Source organism: Pseudomonas sp. FSL W7-0098, assembly GCF_005930585.1.
In the GTDB taxonomy this organism is placed as follows: Bacteria; Pseudomonadota; Gammaproteobacteria; order Pseudomonadales; family Pseudomonadaceae; genus Aquipseudomonas; species Aquipseudomonas bubulae.
Window position 1 is genome coordinate 391,048 of sequence record NZ_RXHW01000002.1, and the last position, 16,820, is coordinate 407,867.

A 16,820-nucleotide genomic window follows, 5' to 3' on the forward strand; every position below is an offset into this window, starting at 1 on the left:
TGCATCCCTAGCCTGAAACAACAAACCCGCCATAAGGCGGGTTTGTTGTTTAACCGATACGCATCAAGCCTTGGGTGGCTGATCCGAAACAGGGCGGTTTTGCCCGGTCTGTTCGTACCAGCCGCCACCCAGCGCCTTGTACAGCGTGACTTCACTGGTCAGCTGCGAAAGACGGTCGGTGATCAACGATTGCTGCGCGCTGAACAACGAGCGCTGGGCATCGAGGAAGGTCAGGTTGCTGTCGATGCCAATCCGATAACGACGCTCGGCCAAACGGTAGTAATCCTGGTTGGCGTTGACGAAGTCGGTTTGCGCCTGCAACTGCTGGTTGTAGGTTTGACGCGCTGCCAGACCGTCAGAAACTTCCTGGAAGGCGGTCTGGATTGTTTTCTCGTACTGGGAAACGGTGATCTCTTTCTGGATTTTTGCGTAGTCCAGGCTGGCGCGCAAAGCCCCTGCGTTAAAGATCGGCAAGTTGATTTGCGGTGAGAACAACCAGGTGCCCGAGCCGCCCTTGAACAGCCCCGACAGGTCAGGGCTCAAGGTCCCGGCATTGGCCGTGAGGCTGATGCTCGGGAAAAACGCTGCCCGCGCCGCGCCGATGTTGGCGTTGGCGGCCAGCAACTTGTGCTCGGCTTCAAGGATGTCCGGACGACGTTGCAGCAAGTCCGATGGCAAGCCAGCCGGTACTTCGCTCAACAGGTCGGCTGCCAGCGGTTGGGCTGCCGGCAGGTTGTCCGGGATGGTGCTGCCCAGCAACAGCGCGAGGCTGTTCTGATCTTGCGCCACCTGACGGGTGTAGCGGGCCAGCTGCACCTTGGCGTTTTCCACCGAGGTGCGTGACTGGCTGACTTCAAGGGCCGAGGCCACACCGACTTCATTGCTGCGCAAAGTGAGCTTGTAGCTCTCATCGAACGCCTTGAGGGTGTCTTCGGTGAGCTTGAGCAGCTCTTTGTCAGCCTGCCAGGTCAGGTAGGCATTGGCGACGCTGGCCACCAGACTGATCTGGGTGCTGCGTCGGGCTTCTTCGGTTGCAAAGTAGTTCTGCAACGCCTGATCGCTCAGGCTGCGAACCCGGCCGAACAGGTCCAGCTCGTATGCACTGACCCCAAGGGTGGCCGAATAAGAGCTGGTGATGCTCGACTCGCCGGTTTGCGACATGTTGGCCGGAGTACGTTGACGGCTACCGCTGCCAGAGGCCGAAACCGCCGGGAACAGATCGGCGCGCTGGATGCGGTACTGCGCGGCATAGGCGTCGATGTTCAACGCCGCGACGCGCAGGTCGCGGTTGTTGACCAGAGCCGTCTGGATCAGCTGCTGCAGCGCCGGGTCATGGAAAAACTGACGCCAGCCCTGTTCCGCAGCGGCCTTGCTGGCCGCCTCGGTTGGCGAGTAGGCCGGGCCTTGCGGGTATTGCGCCGCTACCGGCGCTTCAGGGCGCTGGTAGTCGGGGATCAGCGAGCAGCCGCCGAGCGTAAACGCTGCAACAGCTACTGCGAGAAGCGACTTGCTCATTGGCCAGCCTCTTGGTTTGGAGTTTTAGTCAGATCCACTTTCTTTTCCGTGTCTTTATTCTTGCCGCCGCCAATGGACGATACGGCCACAAAGAACAGCGGTACCCAGAACACGGCCAGTACGGTGGCGGTGATCATGCCACCGATAACACCGGTACCAATAGCGTGCTGGCTGCCCGAGCCTGCGCCCGTGGAGATGGCCAGTGGAACCACACCCAGTACGAAGGCCAGGGAGGTCATGATGATCGGACGCAGACGCATGCGGCACGCCTCGATCGCGGCATCCACCAGGCTTCGTCCCTGCTCATGCAGTTCCTTGGCAAACTCGACGATCAGAATGGCGTTTTTCGAGGCCAGACCGATGGTCGTTAGCAAGCCCACCTGGAAGTACACGTCGTTGGACAACCCGCGCAGGCTGGTGGCCATAAGCGCACCGATGATCCCCAGGGGTACGACCAGCATCACCGCAATTGGAATCGACCAGCTTTCGTACAGTGCTGCAAGGCACAGGAATACCATCAGCAAGGAAATAGCGTACAGGGCAGGCGCTTGCGAACCTGACAGACGTTCCTCGTAAGACAGCCCCGTCCAGGAAATACCGACACCCGCTGGCAGTTTCTTGGCCAGGGCTTCGACCTCAGCCATGGCTTGACCGCTGGTATAGCCCGGAGCCGGAGCGCCGAGAATTTCCATCGCTTCTACGCCGTTGTAACGCGACAGCTTGGGTGGGCCGTAGATCCACTCGCCCTTGGCGAAGGCCGAGAACGGCACCATGGTTCCCTGATCGTTACGCACGTACCATTTTTTCAGGTCTTCGGGGTTCATCCGCGAGTCAGCTTCGCCTTGCAGGAATACCTTTTTGACTCGACCGTGGTCGATGAAGTCGTTGACATAACTGGCACCCAGACCAATGGACAGGGTGTTGTTGATGTCCGAAATGCTCAGGCCCAGGGCGCGAGCGGCCTCATCGTCGATCAGCAGCTTGTATTGCGGTTCATCGTTCAGACCGTTCGGACGTACGCCCGCCAGGATCTTGCTTTGAGCCGCCATCCCCAGGAACTGATTGCGTGCAGCCATCAGTTTCTCGTGGCCAATGCCGGAGCGGTCTTGCAGGTACACGTCGAAACCGGTGGCGTTACCCAGTTCCATTACAGCAGGCGGGGCAAAAGCGAACACCATTGCATCGCGGTAGCTGGAGAACACTTTCTGCGCCCGTGCAGCCAGTGCAAATACACTGTTGTCGGAATCGCGCTCGCCCCACGGCTTGAGCATGATGAACGCCAGGCCGGAGCTCTGGCCACGGCCGGCGAAGTTGAAGCCGTTTACGGTAAACACCGAAGACACAGCGTCCGACTCATCGGCCAGCAGGTATTCGCGCATCCGGTCGATCACTTGCTGGGTGCGCTCTGCAGTGGTGCCTGCCGGTGTTTGAACCTGTGCAAACAGTACGCCCTGGTCTTCTTCCGGGAGGAAGGAGGTAGGGATACGGGTAAACAGGAACACCATGCCAACCACAATCAGCACATAAGCCAGCAGGTACGGAGCCTTGTGCCGCAGAATGCTGCCGACACCTTTTTCATAGCGTTTCACGCCATTGTCGAAGGTCCGGTTGAACCAGCCGAAGAAACCGCGCTTGTTCTCGCCGTGATCACCCTTCTGGATCGGCTTGAGCATGGTGGCGCACAGCGCCGGGGTGAAGATCAGTGCAACCAGTACCGACAGGCCCATCGCCGACACGATAGTGATCGAGAACTGGCGATAGATCACACCCGTGGAGCCGCTGAAGAAGGCCATCGGCAGCAATACCGCCGACAACACCAGCGCAATACCTACCAGGGCACCCTGGATCTGCTCCATGGATTTCTTGGTGGCTTCCTTGGGCGGCAGTCCTTCTTCGGACATGACCCGCTCAACGTTTTCAACCACCACGATCGCATCGTCCACCAGCAAGCCGATGGCCAGTACCATACCGAACATGGTCAGGGTGTTGATGCTGAAGCCTGCAGCGGCCAGGATCCCGAAGGTACCCAGCAGTACAACCGGTACTGTCATCGTGGTGATGATGGTGGCGCGGAAGTTTTGCAGGAACAGGAACATCACCAGGAACACCAGTACAACCGCTTCGACCAGGGTGTGCACCACACCTTCGATCGATGCCGAAACCACAGGCGTGGTGTCGTACGGGTAAACGACTTTCATACCTTCCGGGAAGAAGGGTTCCAGGCCGTTGATGGTTTCACGCAATGCCTTTGCCGTGTCCAGAGCGTTGGAGCCCGGGGCCAGCTTGATCGCGATACCCGATGCCGGTTTGCCGTTGAATTGTGCGCTGACGCTGTAGTTCTCACCACCCAGGGCAACATCTGCGACATCGCTCAGGCGTACCTGGGAGCCGTCGGTGTTGACCTTGAGCAGGATCTTTTTGAACTCTTCAGCCGTTTGCAGACGGGTTTTGCCGATGATGGTCGCGTTCAGCTCCTGACCCTTGACGGCAGGCAGGCCGCCCAGTTGCCCGGAGGACACCTGAACGTTCTGTGCGCTGATGGCCGATTTAACGTCCACCGGAGTCAGGTTGTATTTGTTCAGCTTTACAGGGTCGAGCCAGATACGCATGGCGTACTGGGCGCCGAACACCTGGAAGTCGCCCACACCTTCGGTACGGGAGATCGGGTCCTGCATGTTGGAAACGATGTAGTTGGACAGGTCGTCCTTGTTCATGCTGCCGTTTTCAGACACCACACCAATAACCATCAGGAAGTTTTTCACTGCCTTGGTTACACGGATACCTTGCTGCTGTACCTCTTGCGGTAGCAGGGGGGTCGCCAGGTTGAGCTTGTTCTGTACCTGGACCTGTGCGGTGTCGGGGTCAGTGCCTTGCTCGAATGTGGCGGTGATGCTCATGCTGCCGTCGGAGTTACTTTCCGATGACACATAGCGCAGGTGGTCGATACCGTTGAGCTGTTGCTCGATCACCTGAACCACGGTGTCCTGAACGGTTTGCGCCGAAGCGCCCGGGTAGGTCACGGAGATCGAAATGGCCGGTGGTGCAATGCTCGGGTACTGGTTGATCGGCAACTTCAGGATCGATAGAGCCCCGACCAGCATGATCACCAGGGCTATAACCCAGGCGAAAATCGGACGGTCGATAAAAAATTTCGACATGGTTTATTCCCCTTTACTGCCTGCAGCTTTTTCTGTTGCCGGGGCAGATGCCGGGGTTTCGCCTTGTGGCTTGTCCATGATCTTGACTTCAATGCCAGGCTTGATGAATTGCAGGCCATCAGTAATCAGACGGTCGCCAGGGTTCAGGCCTTTCTCAACCAGCCAGTTGCTGCCAACGGTGCGCGAAGCTTGCAGTACACGCAGCTCAACCTTGTTGTCCGGCCCGACGATCATTGCAGTCGGTTGGCCCTTGAGGTTGTGGGTCACGCCGATTTGCGGTGCGAGGATGGCATTGCTGTCGATGCCTGCTTCCAGCTGCGCGTGGACAAACATGCCCGGCAACAGGGTTTCGTCAGGGTTAGGGAATACGGCGCGCAGGGTGACGGAACCGGTGGTTTCATCAACCGAGACTTCGGCGAACTCAAGGCGACCTTCCTGGCCGTACTCGCTGCCGTCAGGCAGGGTCAGCTTGACCTTGGCGGCGTTTTCACCGGCCTTCTTCAAACGGCCACTGGCCAGGTCACGGCGCAGTTCGAGCATTTCTACCGAGGACTGGGTCACGTCAACATAGATCGGGTCCAGTTGGGTGATCACGGCCAATGCATTGGCCTGGCCACTGGTGACCAGTGCACCTTCGGTGTACAGCGAGCGACCGATGCGGCCGGTCAGCGGCGCCAGCACCTTGGTGTAGCGCAGGTTAACCTGGGCGGTGTTCAGCGCGGCTTCTGCTTCCAGGCGGGCGGCTTCGGCGTTGTCGTATTCCTGACGGCTTACGGCTTGCTCGGCGACCAGTTGCTTGTAGCGCTGAGCCAGTGATTTTGCCGATTGCAGGGTGGCGCGGGCGCTGAGTACGGCGCTTTCATAGATCGCCGGATCGATTTGATAGAGCTGCTGGCCGATCTTGACGTCACTGCCTTCTTTAAAGAAGCGCTTGAGGATGATGCCGTTTACCTGCGGGCGTACTTCTGCCGAACGATATGACGCGGTGCGGCCAGGCAGATCGGTGGTCAAGGTAAATGGCTGGGTTTTCAGCGTGACAACGCCGACCTGAGGGATTTGCGGGGCAGGTGCTGCCTCTTCCTTTTTGCATCCGCTGAGCAGCGAAGCAAGGGCGATGGCAGCAACCAGAGCGGTAACAGCTGGCTTGAATTGCATGAAGATCCTCGGGTCAGGCACGCGAAAGCGCACAAGAATAGTGGAAGGGTAAAGAAAGCTGTTCCGGGTGGATAAATAGCTTGCTAAGTAATATACTTACATTCGTGTCTGTTTGTAAATAGTGGGACGCTGTCTCGCCAAGCCTTACAGCGCCATTTTTCATGCGTGTAGTAGACCGGGATAAGGCATAACAAGCGCCACCCGATGTTGGTCCGGGCAAGTGACCGTAGAGGCCCGGATCCTTCTGATTGAGGTTTTTATTGCCATGGTGCGTCGTACCAAAGAAGAAGCTCTTGAGACCCGGAGCAAAATCCTCGAAGCGGCCGAACAGGCCTTCTATGAGCGCGGGGTTGCCCGCACGACGCTGGCTGATATCGCCACACTGGCGGGTGTCACCCGTGGTGCCATTTACTGGCACTTCAGCAACAAGGCCGAGTTGGTTCAAGCCATGCTCGACAGCTTGAATGAGCCTCTGGATGAAATGGCCAGGGCAAGCGAAAGCGAGAACGAAGTCGACCCGCTTGGCTGCATGCGCCAATTGCTGATTCACTTGTTTCGCCAGGTTGCCATTGACCCAAAAACTCGGCGTATCAATGAAATTTTGTTCCATAAGTGCGAATTCACTGACGAAATGTGTGATTTACGGGCTCAACGCCAGATGGCGATGCTCGATTGCAACAGCAGGATCGAGCTGGCCCTGAGCAATGCCATTCATCGTCAACAGCTCCCTGAAAATCTGGATGTTCGCCGTGCTGCCATCTGCCTGCATGCCTATATCGACGGAATACTCGGACAATGGCTGCTGGTTCCCGACAGCTTTGACCTGTACACACACGCGCAATCCTGGGTCGATACGGGGCTGGACATGCTGCGCACAAGCCCAGCTTTAAGAAACTCCGGCAATATCCGAGAGGGAGTCTAGTAGGCTCAAGCAATAAGGCGAGTGAAGATTTTGCCCTTTGGGCCATTTGATGGCAGATGGCATTTATATACGTCTGGCCCGCGGGTTTAAAGTTAGCGAGCTAAGTATTTTGTAGCTAAATTGTTATCGTTTAGTTAAACGTCCCACAGCCAGATGTAATTAATCCTAAGCGATTGCGGATTAAGGATTACTGAACGGCGGCATCTTTCTCGGTTATTTTTTCCAATCAACCCTTCCTGCCTTGGCTTCCCCTACACTTGAGCAACGCTTTGGCCTCAGGCCAGAGCTGCCAGCAACGGGGGAGCGGGCAACTGCCAGGCTGTTTTCCTCTCCCGACTGAAGCAAACAGACTGCGACGGTGTGGTGTGTCGTGGACAATTCGAGGAATAACAAGTGAACAAGATTTACTCGAGTGCTGAATCCGCTTTGCAAGGCCTGGTCGAAGACGGCATGACCCTGGCTGTAGGCGGTTTTGGCTTGTGCGGTATCCCCGAAGCGCTGATCGCGGCTTTGCGCGATACCGGCAAGCGCGAGCTGACGGTGATCAGCAATAACGCCGGGGTTGACGGATTTGGTCTGGGGCAACTGCTGGAAACGCGCCAGATTCGCAAAATGATTTCTTCCTATGTTGGCGAGAACAAAGAGTTCGAGCGCCAGTACCTGGCGGGCGAGCTGGAGCTTGAGTTCACCCCGCAAGGTACCCTTGCGGAAAAGCTGCGGGCGGGCGGGGCGGGTATCCCGGCGTTCTTTACCAAGACTGGCTACGGCACGCTGGTAGCTGAAGGCAAGGAAACCCGGGAGTTCGATGGCGAGTGGTATGTCATGGAGCGTTCACTGCGCGCCGATGTAGCCCTGGTCAAGGCCTGGAAGGCCGATACCTCTGGCAACCTGCTATTCAATAAAACGGCACGCAACTTCAACCCTTTGGCGGCCATGGCGGCCAAGGTGTGTGTGGTGGAAGTGGAAGAGATTGTCGAGGTTGGCGAGATCGAGCCCGATCAGGTGCATTTGCCCGGGATTTACGTACAACGGCTGGTGCTCAACGCTGCGCCGGAAAAACGTATTGAACATCGCACTGTGCGGAGCGCCTGACCATGGCCTGGACTCGTGAAGAAATGGCGCATCGTGCCGCCCAAGAACTGCAGGACGGTTTCTACGTCAACCTGGGTATCGGTTTGCCCACCCTGGTGGCGAACTACATTCCTGAAGGTATGGATGTGTGGTTGCAAAGCGAAAATGGCCTGCTGGGCATTGGTCCGTTTCCGACTGACGATGAGGTCGATGCCGACCTGATCAACGCCGGCAAGCAAACCATCACGACTTTGCCGGGGAGCAGCTTCTTCAACAGTGCCGATTCGTTCGCGATGATTCGTGGCGGTCATATCAACTTGTCGATTCTGGGGGCGATGCAGGTGTCCGAGAAGGGCGACCTGGCCAACTGGATGATCCCCGGCAAGATGGTCAAGGGCATGGGCGGGGCGATGGATCTGGTAGCCGGGGTCAAGCGCGTTGTCGTGCTGATGGAGCACACGGCCAAGGGCGGCACCCATAAACTGCTTAAACAGTGTGATCTGCCGCTGACGGGCGTGGCCGTGGTCGACCGGATTATCACCGACCTGGCCGTGCTGGATGTGACCGGGCAAGGACTCAAGCTGGTGGAACTGGCGCCGGGAGTCACCCGCGAGCAGCTTCAAGAGGCCACGGGCTGCGCAATCAACGGTTAGGAGCCAAGCCTCTGGTAGCAAGTGCCGTAGGAACGAGGCTGCTGCTACGCAGACGGCTGCCTTCTAGTTTTAAAGTGTTTTCGCCGGGTCAAATACGCAAAAAGCCCCAAAAGGGGCTTTTTGCTTAAACGTGAATCAGCGTTCCAGGTCGACGATCTTGCCTGGTTTGCCATCCCACTCGGCCGCGTCCGGCAGAGGGTCTTTGCGTTCAGTGATATTTGGCCAGATTTCAGCCAGCTCGACGTTCAACTGAATGAAATTCTCCATGCCGGCAGGCACTTCATCTTCAGAGAAGATCGCCTGTGCAGGGCATTCAGGCTCACAAAGCGCGCAGTCAATGCACTCATCCGGGTGAATCACCAGGAAGTTCGGGCCTTCGTAAAAGCAGTCCACCGGACAGACTTCTACGCAGTCGGTGTACTTGCACTTGATGCAGTTGTCGGTGACGACGAAGGTCATTTCTAATTCTCTCCTCAGGCGGCGGCAGCGAAGCCCTTCCAGAACGGGTTCGCCGGGTTCGGGAGTGATATCTAAAGACCAGGCTAAAAGGTCAGTAGCATCCCGAACCGCGCGCGATTCTAGCAGCTTTTAAAGGCGTGTCTTTAATGTGTAGAGCAAATCGAGCGCTTTACGTGGCGTCATGTTGTCCAGATCGGCCCTGGAAAGGTCATCCAGCACCGGGTGCGGCAGGCTGGCAAACAGGTCGCTTTGTTGTGGCGCAGGCTTTTTGCCAGGCTTCGCAAGTGGCACTTCATGGGGCAGGCTGGTGGTCTCCAGGCGGCTCAAATGCTCGCGGGCACGGCTGATGACTTCACTCGGTACCCCCGCCAGTTGCGCCACGGCCAGGCCATAACTCTGGCTGGCCGGGCCCGGCAGAACATGGTGCAGGAACACGATACGTTCATTGTGCTCGGTTGCGCTCAAATGCACGTTGGCGACCAGCGGTTCACTTTCGGGCAGTACCGTCAGTTCGAAGTAGTGCGTGGCAAACAAGGTGTAGGCGCGCAACTGGGCCAGACGTTCTGCTGCAGCCCAGGCCAGGGACAGGCCGTCAAAGGTACTGGTGCCACGACCCACTTCGTCCATCAGCACCAGGCTGCGTTCGGTGGCGTTGTGCAAAATATTGGCGGTTTCGCTCATCTCGACCATAAAGGTCGAACGGCCACCTGCCAGGTCATCACTGGAACCGATCCGGGTAAAAATCCGGTCAACCAGCGACAGCTCGCAACTGGCTGCTGGCACAAAACTGCCGATATGGGCCAGCAATACGATCAATGCAGTCTGGCGCATATAAGTCGATTTACCGCCCATGTTAGGACCGGTAATCACCAGCATGCGGGTGTTGTCATCCAGCCCCAGGTCGTTGGCCACAAACGGCGTAGTCAGCACTTGCTCGACCACCGGGTGGCGACCCTGGCTGATGCGCATGCACGGCTCTTCAACAAAGCGCGGGCAGTTCAGGTCCAGGTTCAGCGCACGCTCGGCCAGGTTGCTCAGCACATCCAGCTCGGCCAGGGCGGCGGCGGTGTCCTGCAGCGGTGCGAGGTGGCCGATCATCTCTTCGAGCAATGCCTCATAGAGCATTTTCTCACGAGCCAGGGCACGGCTCTTGGCCGACAGGGCCTTGTCTTCGAAGGCTTTCAGCTCCGGGGTAATAAAACGTTCGGCGCCTTTGAGCGTCTGGCGGCGGATGTAATCGGCCGGAGCCTGTTCGGCCTGTTTGCTTGGCAGCTCGATAAAGTAGCCGTGGACCCGGTTGTAACCGACCTTGAGGTTAGACAGGCCGGTGCGGGCTTTTTCCCGGGCTTCCAGGTCAATCAGGAACTGGCCGGCGTTTTCGCTCAGTGCCTGCAACTCGTCCAGCTCGGCGTCATAGCCGGTTTTAAGCACGCCGCCATCGCGGATCACCGCGGGTGGGTTGTCATTGATGGCTTTTTCCAGCAGTGCGCCCAGTTCGGGGTAGGTGCTGGTGATCGTGGCCAGTTGCTGCAAGTGCGGCGCTTCGAGGCCGAGCATGGCGTCTTGCAGTTCCGGCAGCGCGTTCAAGGCATCACGCAGGCGGGCCAGGTCGCGGGGGCGCGCGTTGCGCAGGCCGATACGGGCCAGGATCCGCTCCAGGTCACCGATTTCCTTGAGCTGTGGCTGCAGCTTTTCAAAGCGATAGCCATCGAGCAGGCAGGTAATTGAAGACTGGCGCGCCAGCAGCACGCTCAAATCGCGCAACGGACGGTTCAACCAGCGGGTCAGCAAGCGGCTGCCCATCGAGGTCTGGCAACGGTCGACCACCGATTGCAGGGTATTGTCGCGACCGCCGGCCAGGTTGGTGTCCAGCTCCAGGTTGCGGCGGCTGGCACCATCGAGCACCACGGTGTCGTCCAGGCGCTCATGGCGCAGGCTGCGCAAGTGGGGCAGGGCCGTGCGCTGGGTTTCCTTGGCATAGCTGAGCAGGCAGCCTGCAGCGCCGATGGCCAGGGTCAGGTTTTCGCAGCCAAAGCCTTTTAGATCCTGGGTTGAGAACTGCTGGCACAGGCTTTTCAGGGCCGAGTCACGCTCAAAGTCCCACGGCGCACGGCGACGAACGCCACGACGTTTTTCCGCTGGCAGGCCTTGTGGCCAGTCATCCGGGATCATCAGCTCAACCGGGTTGATGCGCTCAAGCTCTGCCAGCAGGTTTTCCCAGCCCTTGATCTCCAGCACCGAGAAGTTGCCACTGGTGATATCCAGCACGGCGAGGCCAAACAGACGCTCATCGCCCAGCACCGCGGCAATCAGGTTGTCGCGGCGCTCATCCATCAGCGCCTCGTCACTGACGGTGCCCGGGGTGATGATGCGTACGACCTGACGCTCAACCGGGCCTTTGCTGGTGGCCGGGTCGCCGACCTGCTCGCAGATCACTACCGACTCCCCCAGCTTGACCAGCTTGGCCAGGTAACCTTCGGCCGCATGGTAAGGGATCCCGCACATCGGAATCGCCTGCCCGGCAGACTGGCCACGTGCCGTGAGGGTGATGTCCAGCAATTTGGCGGCTTTCTTCGCGTCTTCGTAGAAGATTTCGTAGAAATCGCCCATGCGATAAAACATCAGCTGGTCAGGGTGCTGGTTCTTCAGGCGCCAGTACTGCTGCATCATCGGGGTATGGCTGGACAGGTCGGAAGTATTTTTACTCATCAGGACTTAGGCGGATTCGTTCAGAAGTGGGGGAAAGGCAGGCCGTGGCCTGAGGTTTTCGCAATGGGCGCAAGGTTAACATGTCAGCCCCTTGCATCTACAGGTGCGCACCGGGCGCGCTGACTGGCTGCTATAAATAGAAGAAATAGCATTTGCCATCAATAAACACGGCCAGCACTATTGCCGCCATGTCAAAACGAACTGTTTCAACCGTCCTTAAAGAGCTGCTGGCCCGGCACGGTATCAGCGCGATGGCGCTTCACCGCAGTACGGGAGTACCGCAACCTACGTTGTCGCGAATATTGAGCGGCAAAATTGCCGATCCTTCCGACAGGCATATCTCCAAAATCGCCGAGTATTTCCACATCAGCACCGATCGCTTGCGCGGCCGGGAGGATGTGCGTGTGCCTGAAATCGAGCTACGTCACCCAGAGTTGCGTGATATTTGCCTGTGGGATGACGACACCCCGGTGGCGGACGATGAAGTGTCCATTCCATTTTTGCGTCAGGTTGAACTGGCCGCTGGCTCAGGGCGCTTTGCCATTGAGGAGAGCGAACGCGCCAGGTTGCGTTTCGGCAAGCGCAGCCTGCGCCATAACGGCGTGGAGTTCGATCAGGCCAAGTGCGTGACCGTACGCGGCGACAGCATGCTGCCAGTCCTGCGCGATGGCGCAACGGTGGGAGTCAATGCGGGCAAACGTACCCTTGACGAAGTGGTTGATGGCGACCTGTATGCGGTCAATCACAATGGCCAGTTGCGGGTGAAACAGGTGTATCGCCTGGCGGGCGGTATTCGTTTGCGCAGTTTCAATCGCGACGAGTTCCCGGATGAGGACTACGCCTACAACGATCTCGAGGATGAACAACTGGTCATTCTTGGTCATGTGTTCTGGTGGGGCATGTACGCCCGCTAACCATAAGTCTTGGAACACCCTGTGGGAGCGAGCCTGCTCGCGAATCAGCTTTCGCGAGCAGTATTTTCACCCAACCAACAGACAATTCTCACCGTATTTGCAGGTCTTGGCCGACTTGTTGAAATTGTCCGAATAAATATATGCACTGGTGCATTGACTGTATATCCATACATGCATAGTCTTTATTCCATTGCGGCCAACGATGGATCTCAGGCAGGGGTATGACGTTTCAGCCAGACCGGAAATTGGCGCTTATCAATAAGGACACAGGAGTGATCACATGATGAATGAACCGCAAGTCTTACTGGAAATGCCGGTTTTACTGGTCATCCTCCTTGCCTTGGTAGGCGGCGTTTTTGGCGAGATGTGGCGGGCAGACAAGGACGGCACCAGCGGATGGCCACTGATGCGGCGCCTGGCGTTGCGTTCGGGCGCGTGCGTGGTGTGCGGTGTCTCGACCTTTATGCTGCTGTACTCGGCCGGGATGTCGATTCTGGCCGCAGGGGCCCTGGGTTGCCTGACCGCACTGGCCGGTGCAGATGCGGCAATCAGCCTGTACCAGCGCTGGGCCGCGAAGCGGCTCGGGGTAGACGCTGCGCCCGGTGACTCGCGGATCGAGCCGTAACAGGCGCTTTTTGGTGTAGGTTATGGCGCAGACCCGCCATCAGGAGAGGACAGTGGATCAAATATCTCAACTTGCGTCTGAACTCGGGCTGCTGTTAAAGGCTCTCAATGCCCAGGTGACAACCGCCGAGTCCTGCACCGGTGGCGGCATTGCCGAGGCCATCACCCGTATTGCCGGCAGCTCCGCGTGGTTTGAGGCAGGGTTTGTGACCTACTCCAACCAGCAAAAGACCCGGCAACTGGAGGTTCCCGAGCCTTTATTCACCCGGGTGGGGGCCGTCAGCCGCGAGGTGGTCGAGGCGATGGTGCAGGGTGCGCAGGCCCAAAGCGGGGCGCGATTTGCCGTGGCGGTCAGTGGTGTGGCCGGGCCGGGGGGCGGTTCGCCCGAGAAGCCGGTCGGCACCGTGTGGCTGGCGTGGGGCGCCGGCGACGAGGTATCCAGCGAGCGCAGGCACTTTGCAGGCAATCGCGATGAGGTGCGCCAGCAAACCGTGATTGCCGCTCTGGAAGGTTTAATACGCCGAACGGTACGAGAAATAAAAAATCAGGGGTAGGCGATCCTCTAACCCTGTGGAATAATACTGGCTACTTATACAGTTATCGGCCGTCGGGCCTTATTGATTACGAGAGGACTTTAATGGACGACAACAAGAAGAAAGCCTTGGCTGCGGCCCTGGGTCAGATCGAACGTCAATTCGGCAAGGGTGCCGTGATGCTGATGGGCGACCAGGAGCGTCAGGCAGTCCCGGCGATCTCCACCGGCTCCCTGGGTCTGGACATCGCACTGGGCATTGGCGGTCTGCCAAAAGGCCGTATTGTTGAAATCTACGGCCCTGAGTCGTCGGGTAAAACCACACTGACCCTGTCCGTGATTGCCCAGGCGCAAAAGGCCGGTGCTACCTGCGCCTTCGTCGATGCCGAGCACGCCCTTGATCCTGAGTACGCTGCCAAACTGGGCGTAAACGTTGATGACCTGCTGGTTTCACAGCCTGACACCGGCGAACAGGCACTGGAAATCACCGATATGCTGGTGCGTTCCAATGCGGTTGACGTGATCATCATCGACTCCGTTGCTGCACTGACGCCAAAAGCTGAAATCGAAGGCGACATGGGCGATACCCACGTTGGCCTGCAAGCCCGTCTGATGTCGCAAGCGCTGCGTAAAATCACCGGTAACATCAAGAACGCCAACTGCCTGGTTATCTTCATTAACCAGATCCGCATGAAAATCGGCGTGATGTTCGGCAGCCCTGAAACCACCACCGGTGGTAACGCACTGAAGTTCTACGCTTCGGTACGTCTGGATATCCGCCGCACCGGCGCCGTAAAAGAAGGTGATGTGGTGGTGGGTAGCGAAACCCGCGTGAAAGTGGTCAAGAACAAGGTGGCACCACCGTTCCGTCAGGCTGAATTCCAGATCCTGTACGGCAAGGGTATCTACCTGAACGGTGAAATGATTGACCTGGGCGTACTGCATGGCTTTGTTGAAAAAGCTGGCGCCTGGTACAGCTACAACGGCAGCAAAATCGGTCAGGGCAAGGCCAACTCCGCCAAGTTCCTGGACGATAACCCGGACATCAAGGATGCGCTGGAGAAGCAGCTGCGTGAGAAGTTGCTCGGGCCAAAAACCGATGCCGAACTGGCAGAGCTGAAAGTCATGCCAAAAATGAGCAAGGCTGCCAAAGAAGCTGCAGCGCTGGCTGAAGCCGAAGAAATGGAAAACGCCACCGACGGCGATAACTGATCACTGCCATGATTGCCGTCCTGGATACCCCCGTCGCGGTGCGACGGACTGCAATGGACCTGCTCGCGCGACGCGAGCACGGTCGAGTCGAGCTGACGCGCAAGTTGCGTCAGCGCGGCGCTTGCCCCGACATGATCGACGCTGCCCTTGACCGTTTGACGGAAGAGGGGCTGTTGTCCGAGTCTCGTTACCTTGAAAGCTATATCAACTACCGTGCCGGTTCCGGTTATGGCCCTTTGCGAATTCGTGAAGAGCTTGGCCAGCGTGGGCTGGTGCGTGGAGATATAGAGGAGGCGTTGCGAGAATGCGGTTTCGACTGGCAAGAGCGACTGGAAGAGACCTGGCGCCGCAAGTTTTCCGGTCAGTTGCCTGCGGATGCAAAAGAGCGTGCCCGCCAGGGGCGCTTTTTGAGTTACCGCGGTTACCCGCTGGAAATGATCGGCCGCCTGTTAAGCGGCCGGGAGTTTGATGACTGACGCTGTTTGCGCTCGTACCCTGTAAGGTTCGGATTCAGTGGGCGCCACAAAACCTGTGGGAGCAAGCTTGCCTGCGAAGGCAGCAATGCGGTTTGCCTGCCAGATCGTGCCGCCTGCATCGCGAGCAAGCCCGCTCCCACAGTACCAGCCCACTTACCAATTCCGGCTTAATCAGCCAGCGACTCGTGCATCTGCGCCGTAGGCGCATTATCAGTTGCAGCCCAGTTTTGCGGCAGGTTGATAAAGTCGACCAGTTCGCGCAGCCGTCCCTGATTGCGCCCGCTAAACGCAAAGCCCAGGCAGGTCAGGTGGTTGAGTTTTGGGTCGTCATGTTCAAAGTGGCAGTATTGCTCTTGATGGAAGCCATCACTCAGGCAGATATCGGCAAACGCCTGCTGTATCTCCTTGAGTGCCTGCACACTGACCGGCCGCTTCATGCGGATCACAAAAGTTTTGTTCAACCAGCGGCTTGAATGGAAGTTGCTGTAGAACTGGTTGATTTCAGCAAGGGCCTCTTCGGCGCTATGCACCAGGCGCATCAACTTCAAATCGTTGGGCAGGATGTACTGGTTGGCTTCCAGCTGGTTGTGAATAAAGTCCAGCGCCCCCTGCCAGAACTTGCCCCCCGGCACATCCAGTAAAACTACCGGCACCAACGGGGTTTTACCCGTTTGCATCAGGGTCACTACTTCCAGCACTTCATCCAGCGTGCCAAAACCGCCCGGGCACATCACCAGAGCATCTGCTTCCTTGGTGAAAAACAGTTTGCGGGTAAAGAAAAATTGAAACGCCAGAACATTGGGCGTGCCATTGATGGTGGGGTTGGCCCGTTGCTCGAACGGCAGGGTGATATTGAACCCCAAACTGTGAGCCAGGCCTGCACCTTCATGGGCGGCAGCCATGATGCCAGCGCCGCCGCCGGTAATGACCATCATGTCGGACTTGGCCAGCACGCTGCCCATTTCCCGTGCCAGGGCATAGAGCGGGTGTTCTACCGGGGTTCTGGCCGAGCCGAAGACCGTGACTTTGCGACGGCCCTTGAACTGCTCCAGGGTGCGAAAGGTTTTTTCCAGTTCGCGAATGGCTTGCAGGGTGATCTTGGCATTCCAGCGATCAAGGTCGTCATGGGCCATGCGCAATACGGTCAGCAGCATCTCGCGGTAAAGCGCCCGGTTAGGGCTGTCGGGTGCAACCCGCTGCAGTTGCTCGTCCACTTCTTGTGCAAGCTCAAGACCCTGCTCCTGGAAAAACAGCGTCAGGGAGTCATTGGATTGATCAGGCATGTATTTCTCCTTCTACGCAACATCCTTGAAAACGCCGCAACCTGAGCAGGCGCTGAGACACTGAGTGTCACAATGATGCTTCGATGATGGTCCTGAGATGTCTTGACTGGCAATAGCTAATTGCCTGACATACATGA

The 16,820-nt window shown here is 57.9% G+C and carries 14 protein-coding genes; 8 read left to right on the forward strand and 6 right to left on the reverse strand.

Translation table 11 applies throughout. From position 1 onward, the window contains the following. Positions 1–63 precede the first annotated feature (63 nt). Genes FHL07_RS04830 through FHL07_RS04840 form a run of 3 tightly spaced genes read right to left on the reverse strand, consistent with a single transcriptional unit; the run spans position 64 to position 5,828 of the window. Entirely contained in the window at positions 64–1,515 is a 1,452-nt protein-coding gene (locus tag FHL07_RS04830; RefSeq protein ID WP_016779756.1) for an AdeC/AdeK/OprM family multidrug efflux complex outer membrane factor, read from the reverse strand. After that, a complete protein-coding gene (locus FHL07_RS04835) occupies positions 1,512–4,673 on the reverse strand; it encodes an efflux RND transporter permease subunit (RefSeq protein WP_095003010.1) in 3,162 nt (1,053 codons plus the stop codon). The genes FHL07_RS04830 and FHL07_RS04835 overlap by 4 nt, the downstream gene beginning before the upstream one ends. Before the next feature lie 3 nt (positions 4,674–4,676). Continuing rightward, on the reverse strand, positions 4,677–5,828 hold the full coding sequence (locus tag FHL07_RS04840; RefSeq protein WP_095003011.1) for an efflux RND transporter periplasmic adaptor subunit: 1,152 nt from the start codon (positions 5,826–5,828) through the stop codon (positions 4,677–4,679). 265 nt (positions 5,829–6,093) lie between these two features. Here FHL07_RS04840 and FHL07_RS04845 point away from each other — a divergent pair, with 265 nt between their 5' ends. The 3 genes from FHL07_RS04845 to FHL07_RS04855 all read left to right on the forward strand — a co-directional run bounded on the left by FHL07_RS04845 (position 6,094) and on the right by FHL07_RS04855 (position 8,474). Then, positions 6,094–6,750: a TetR family transcriptional regulator gene (locus FHL07_RS04845; RefSeq protein WP_095003031.1), complete on the forward strand. Its 657-nt coding sequence runs from the start codon at positions 6,094–6,096 to the stop codon at positions 6,748–6,750. A gap of 393 nt (positions 6,751–7,143) precedes the next feature. Then, a complete protein-coding gene (locus tag FHL07_RS04850; protein WP_095020417.1) occupies positions 7,144–7,842 on the forward strand; it encodes a CoA transferase subunit A in 699 nt (232 codons plus the stop codon). Between the two features lie 2 nt (positions 7,843–7,844). Next, entirely contained in the window at positions 7,845–8,474 is a 630-nt protein-coding gene (locus tag FHL07_RS04855; protein WP_095019809.1) for a CoA transferase subunit B, read from the forward strand. 135 nt (positions 8,475–8,609) lie between these two features. Here FHL07_RS04855 and fdxA read toward each other — a convergent pair whose 3' ends face one another. Beyond that, complete coding sequence (gene fdxA, locus FHL07_RS04860) at positions 8,610–8,933, reverse strand: ferredoxin FdxA (RefSeq protein WP_016779762.1); 324 nt, start codon at positions 8,931–8,933, stop codon at positions 8,610–8,612. A gap of 129 nt (positions 8,934–9,062) precedes the next feature. Further along, entirely contained in the window at positions 9,063–11,642 is a 2,580-nt protein-coding gene (gene mutS, locus FHL07_RS04865; protein ID WP_095003014.1) for a DNA mismatch repair protein MutS, read from the reverse strand. A 188-nt stretch (positions 11,643–11,830) separates the two neighbouring features. On the opposite strand from mutS, the gene FHL07_RS04870 reads away from it, so the two are divergent. The 5 genes from FHL07_RS04870 to recX all read left to right on the forward strand — a co-directional run bounded on the left by FHL07_RS04870 (position 11,831) and on the right by recX (position 15,400). Further along, positions 11,831–12,556 carry an XRE family transcriptional regulator gene (locus tag FHL07_RS04870; RefSeq protein ID WP_095019810.1) on the forward strand — a complete coding sequence of 242 codons (726 nt, stop codon included), beginning with the start codon at positions 11,831–11,833 and terminating at the stop codon, positions 12,554–12,556. Between the two features lie 280 nt (positions 12,557–12,836). Beyond that, positions 12,837–13,181, forward strand: a complete 345-nt coding sequence (locus FHL07_RS04875; protein WP_095003016.1) for a phage holin family protein — start codon at positions 12,837–12,839, stop codon at positions 13,179–13,181. Between the two features lie 22 nt (positions 13,182–13,203). Further along, on the forward strand, positions 13,204–13,734 hold the full coding sequence (locus tag FHL07_RS04880; protein WP_153380587.1) for a CinA family protein: 531 nt from the start codon (positions 13,204–13,206) through the stop codon (positions 13,732–13,734). A gap of 83 nt (positions 13,735–13,817) precedes the next feature. Continuing rightward, on the forward strand, positions 13,818–14,924 hold the full coding sequence (gene recA, locus FHL07_RS04885; protein WP_016779767.1) for a recombinase RecA: 1,107 nt from the start codon (positions 13,818–13,820) through the stop codon (positions 14,922–14,924). An 8-nt stretch (positions 14,925–14,932) separates the two neighbouring features. Then, positions 14,933–15,400 carry a recombination regulator RecX gene (gene recX / locus FHL07_RS04890; RefSeq protein ID WP_095003018.1) on the forward strand — a complete coding sequence of 156 codons (468 nt, stop codon included), beginning with the start codon at positions 14,933–14,935 and terminating at the stop codon, positions 15,398–15,400. Positions 15,401–15,567: 167 nt separating this feature from the next. Here the strand turns inward: recX and FHL07_RS04895 are convergent, their stop codons facing one another. Next, positions 15,568–16,683: an LOG family protein gene (locus FHL07_RS04895; RefSeq protein WP_138738163.1), complete on the reverse strand. Its 1,116-nt coding sequence runs from the start codon at positions 16,681–16,683 to the stop codon at positions 15,568–15,570. Positions 16,684–16,820: the final 137 nt, after the last annotated feature.

Bases quoted from the DNA above. Each gene is read 5' to 3' on its own strand.
- FHL07_RS04830 (WP_016779756.1), bottom strand. From the start codon at position 1,515: ATGAGCAAGTCGCTTCTCGCAGTAGCTGTTGCAGCGTTTACGCTCGGC.
- FHL07_RS04835 (WP_095003010.1), bottom strand. From the start codon at position 4,673: ATGTCGAAATTTTTTATCGACCGTCCGATTTTCGCCTGGGTTATAGCC.
- FHL07_RS04840 (WP_095003011.1), bottom strand. From the start codon at position 5,828: ATGCAATTCAAGCCAGCTGTTACCGCTCTGGTTGCTGCCATCGCCCTT.
- FHL07_RS04845 (WP_095003031.1), top strand. From the start codon at position 6,094: ATGGTGCGTCGTACCAAAGAAGAAGCTCTTGAGACCCGGAGCAAAATC.
- FHL07_RS04855 (WP_095019809.1), top strand. From the start codon at position 7,845: ATGGCCTGGACTCGTGAAGAAATGGCGCATCGTGCCGCCCAAGAACTG.
- fdxA (WP_016779762.1), bottom strand. From the start codon at position 8,933: ATGACCTTCGTCGTCACCGACAACTGCATCAAGTGCAAGTACACCGAC.
- mutS (WP_095003014.1), bottom strand. From the start codon at position 11,642: ATGAGTAAAAATACTTCCGACCTGTCCAGCCATACCCCGATGATGCAG.
- FHL07_RS04870 (WP_095019810.1), top strand. From the start codon at position 11,831: ATGTCAAAACGAACTGTTTCAACCGTCCTTAAAGAGCTGCTGGCCCGG.
- FHL07_RS04875 (WP_095003016.1), top strand. From the start codon at position 12,837: ATGATGAATGAACCGCAAGTCTTACTGGAAATGCCGGTTTTACTGGTC.
- FHL07_RS04880 (WP_153380587.1), top strand. From the start codon at position 13,204: ATGGCGCAGACCCGCCATCAGGAGAGGACAGTGGATCAAATATCTCAA.
- recA (WP_016779767.1), top strand. From the start codon at position 13,818: ATGGACGACAACAAGAAGAAAGCCTTGGCTGCGGCCCTGGGTCAGATC.
- recX (WP_095003018.1), top strand. From the start codon at position 14,933: ATGATTGCCGTCCTGGATACCCCCGTCGCGGTGCGACGGACTGCAATG.
- FHL07_RS04895 (WP_138738163.1), bottom strand. From the start codon at position 16,683: ATGCCTGATCAATCCAATGACTCCCTGACGCTGTTTTTCCAGGAGCAG.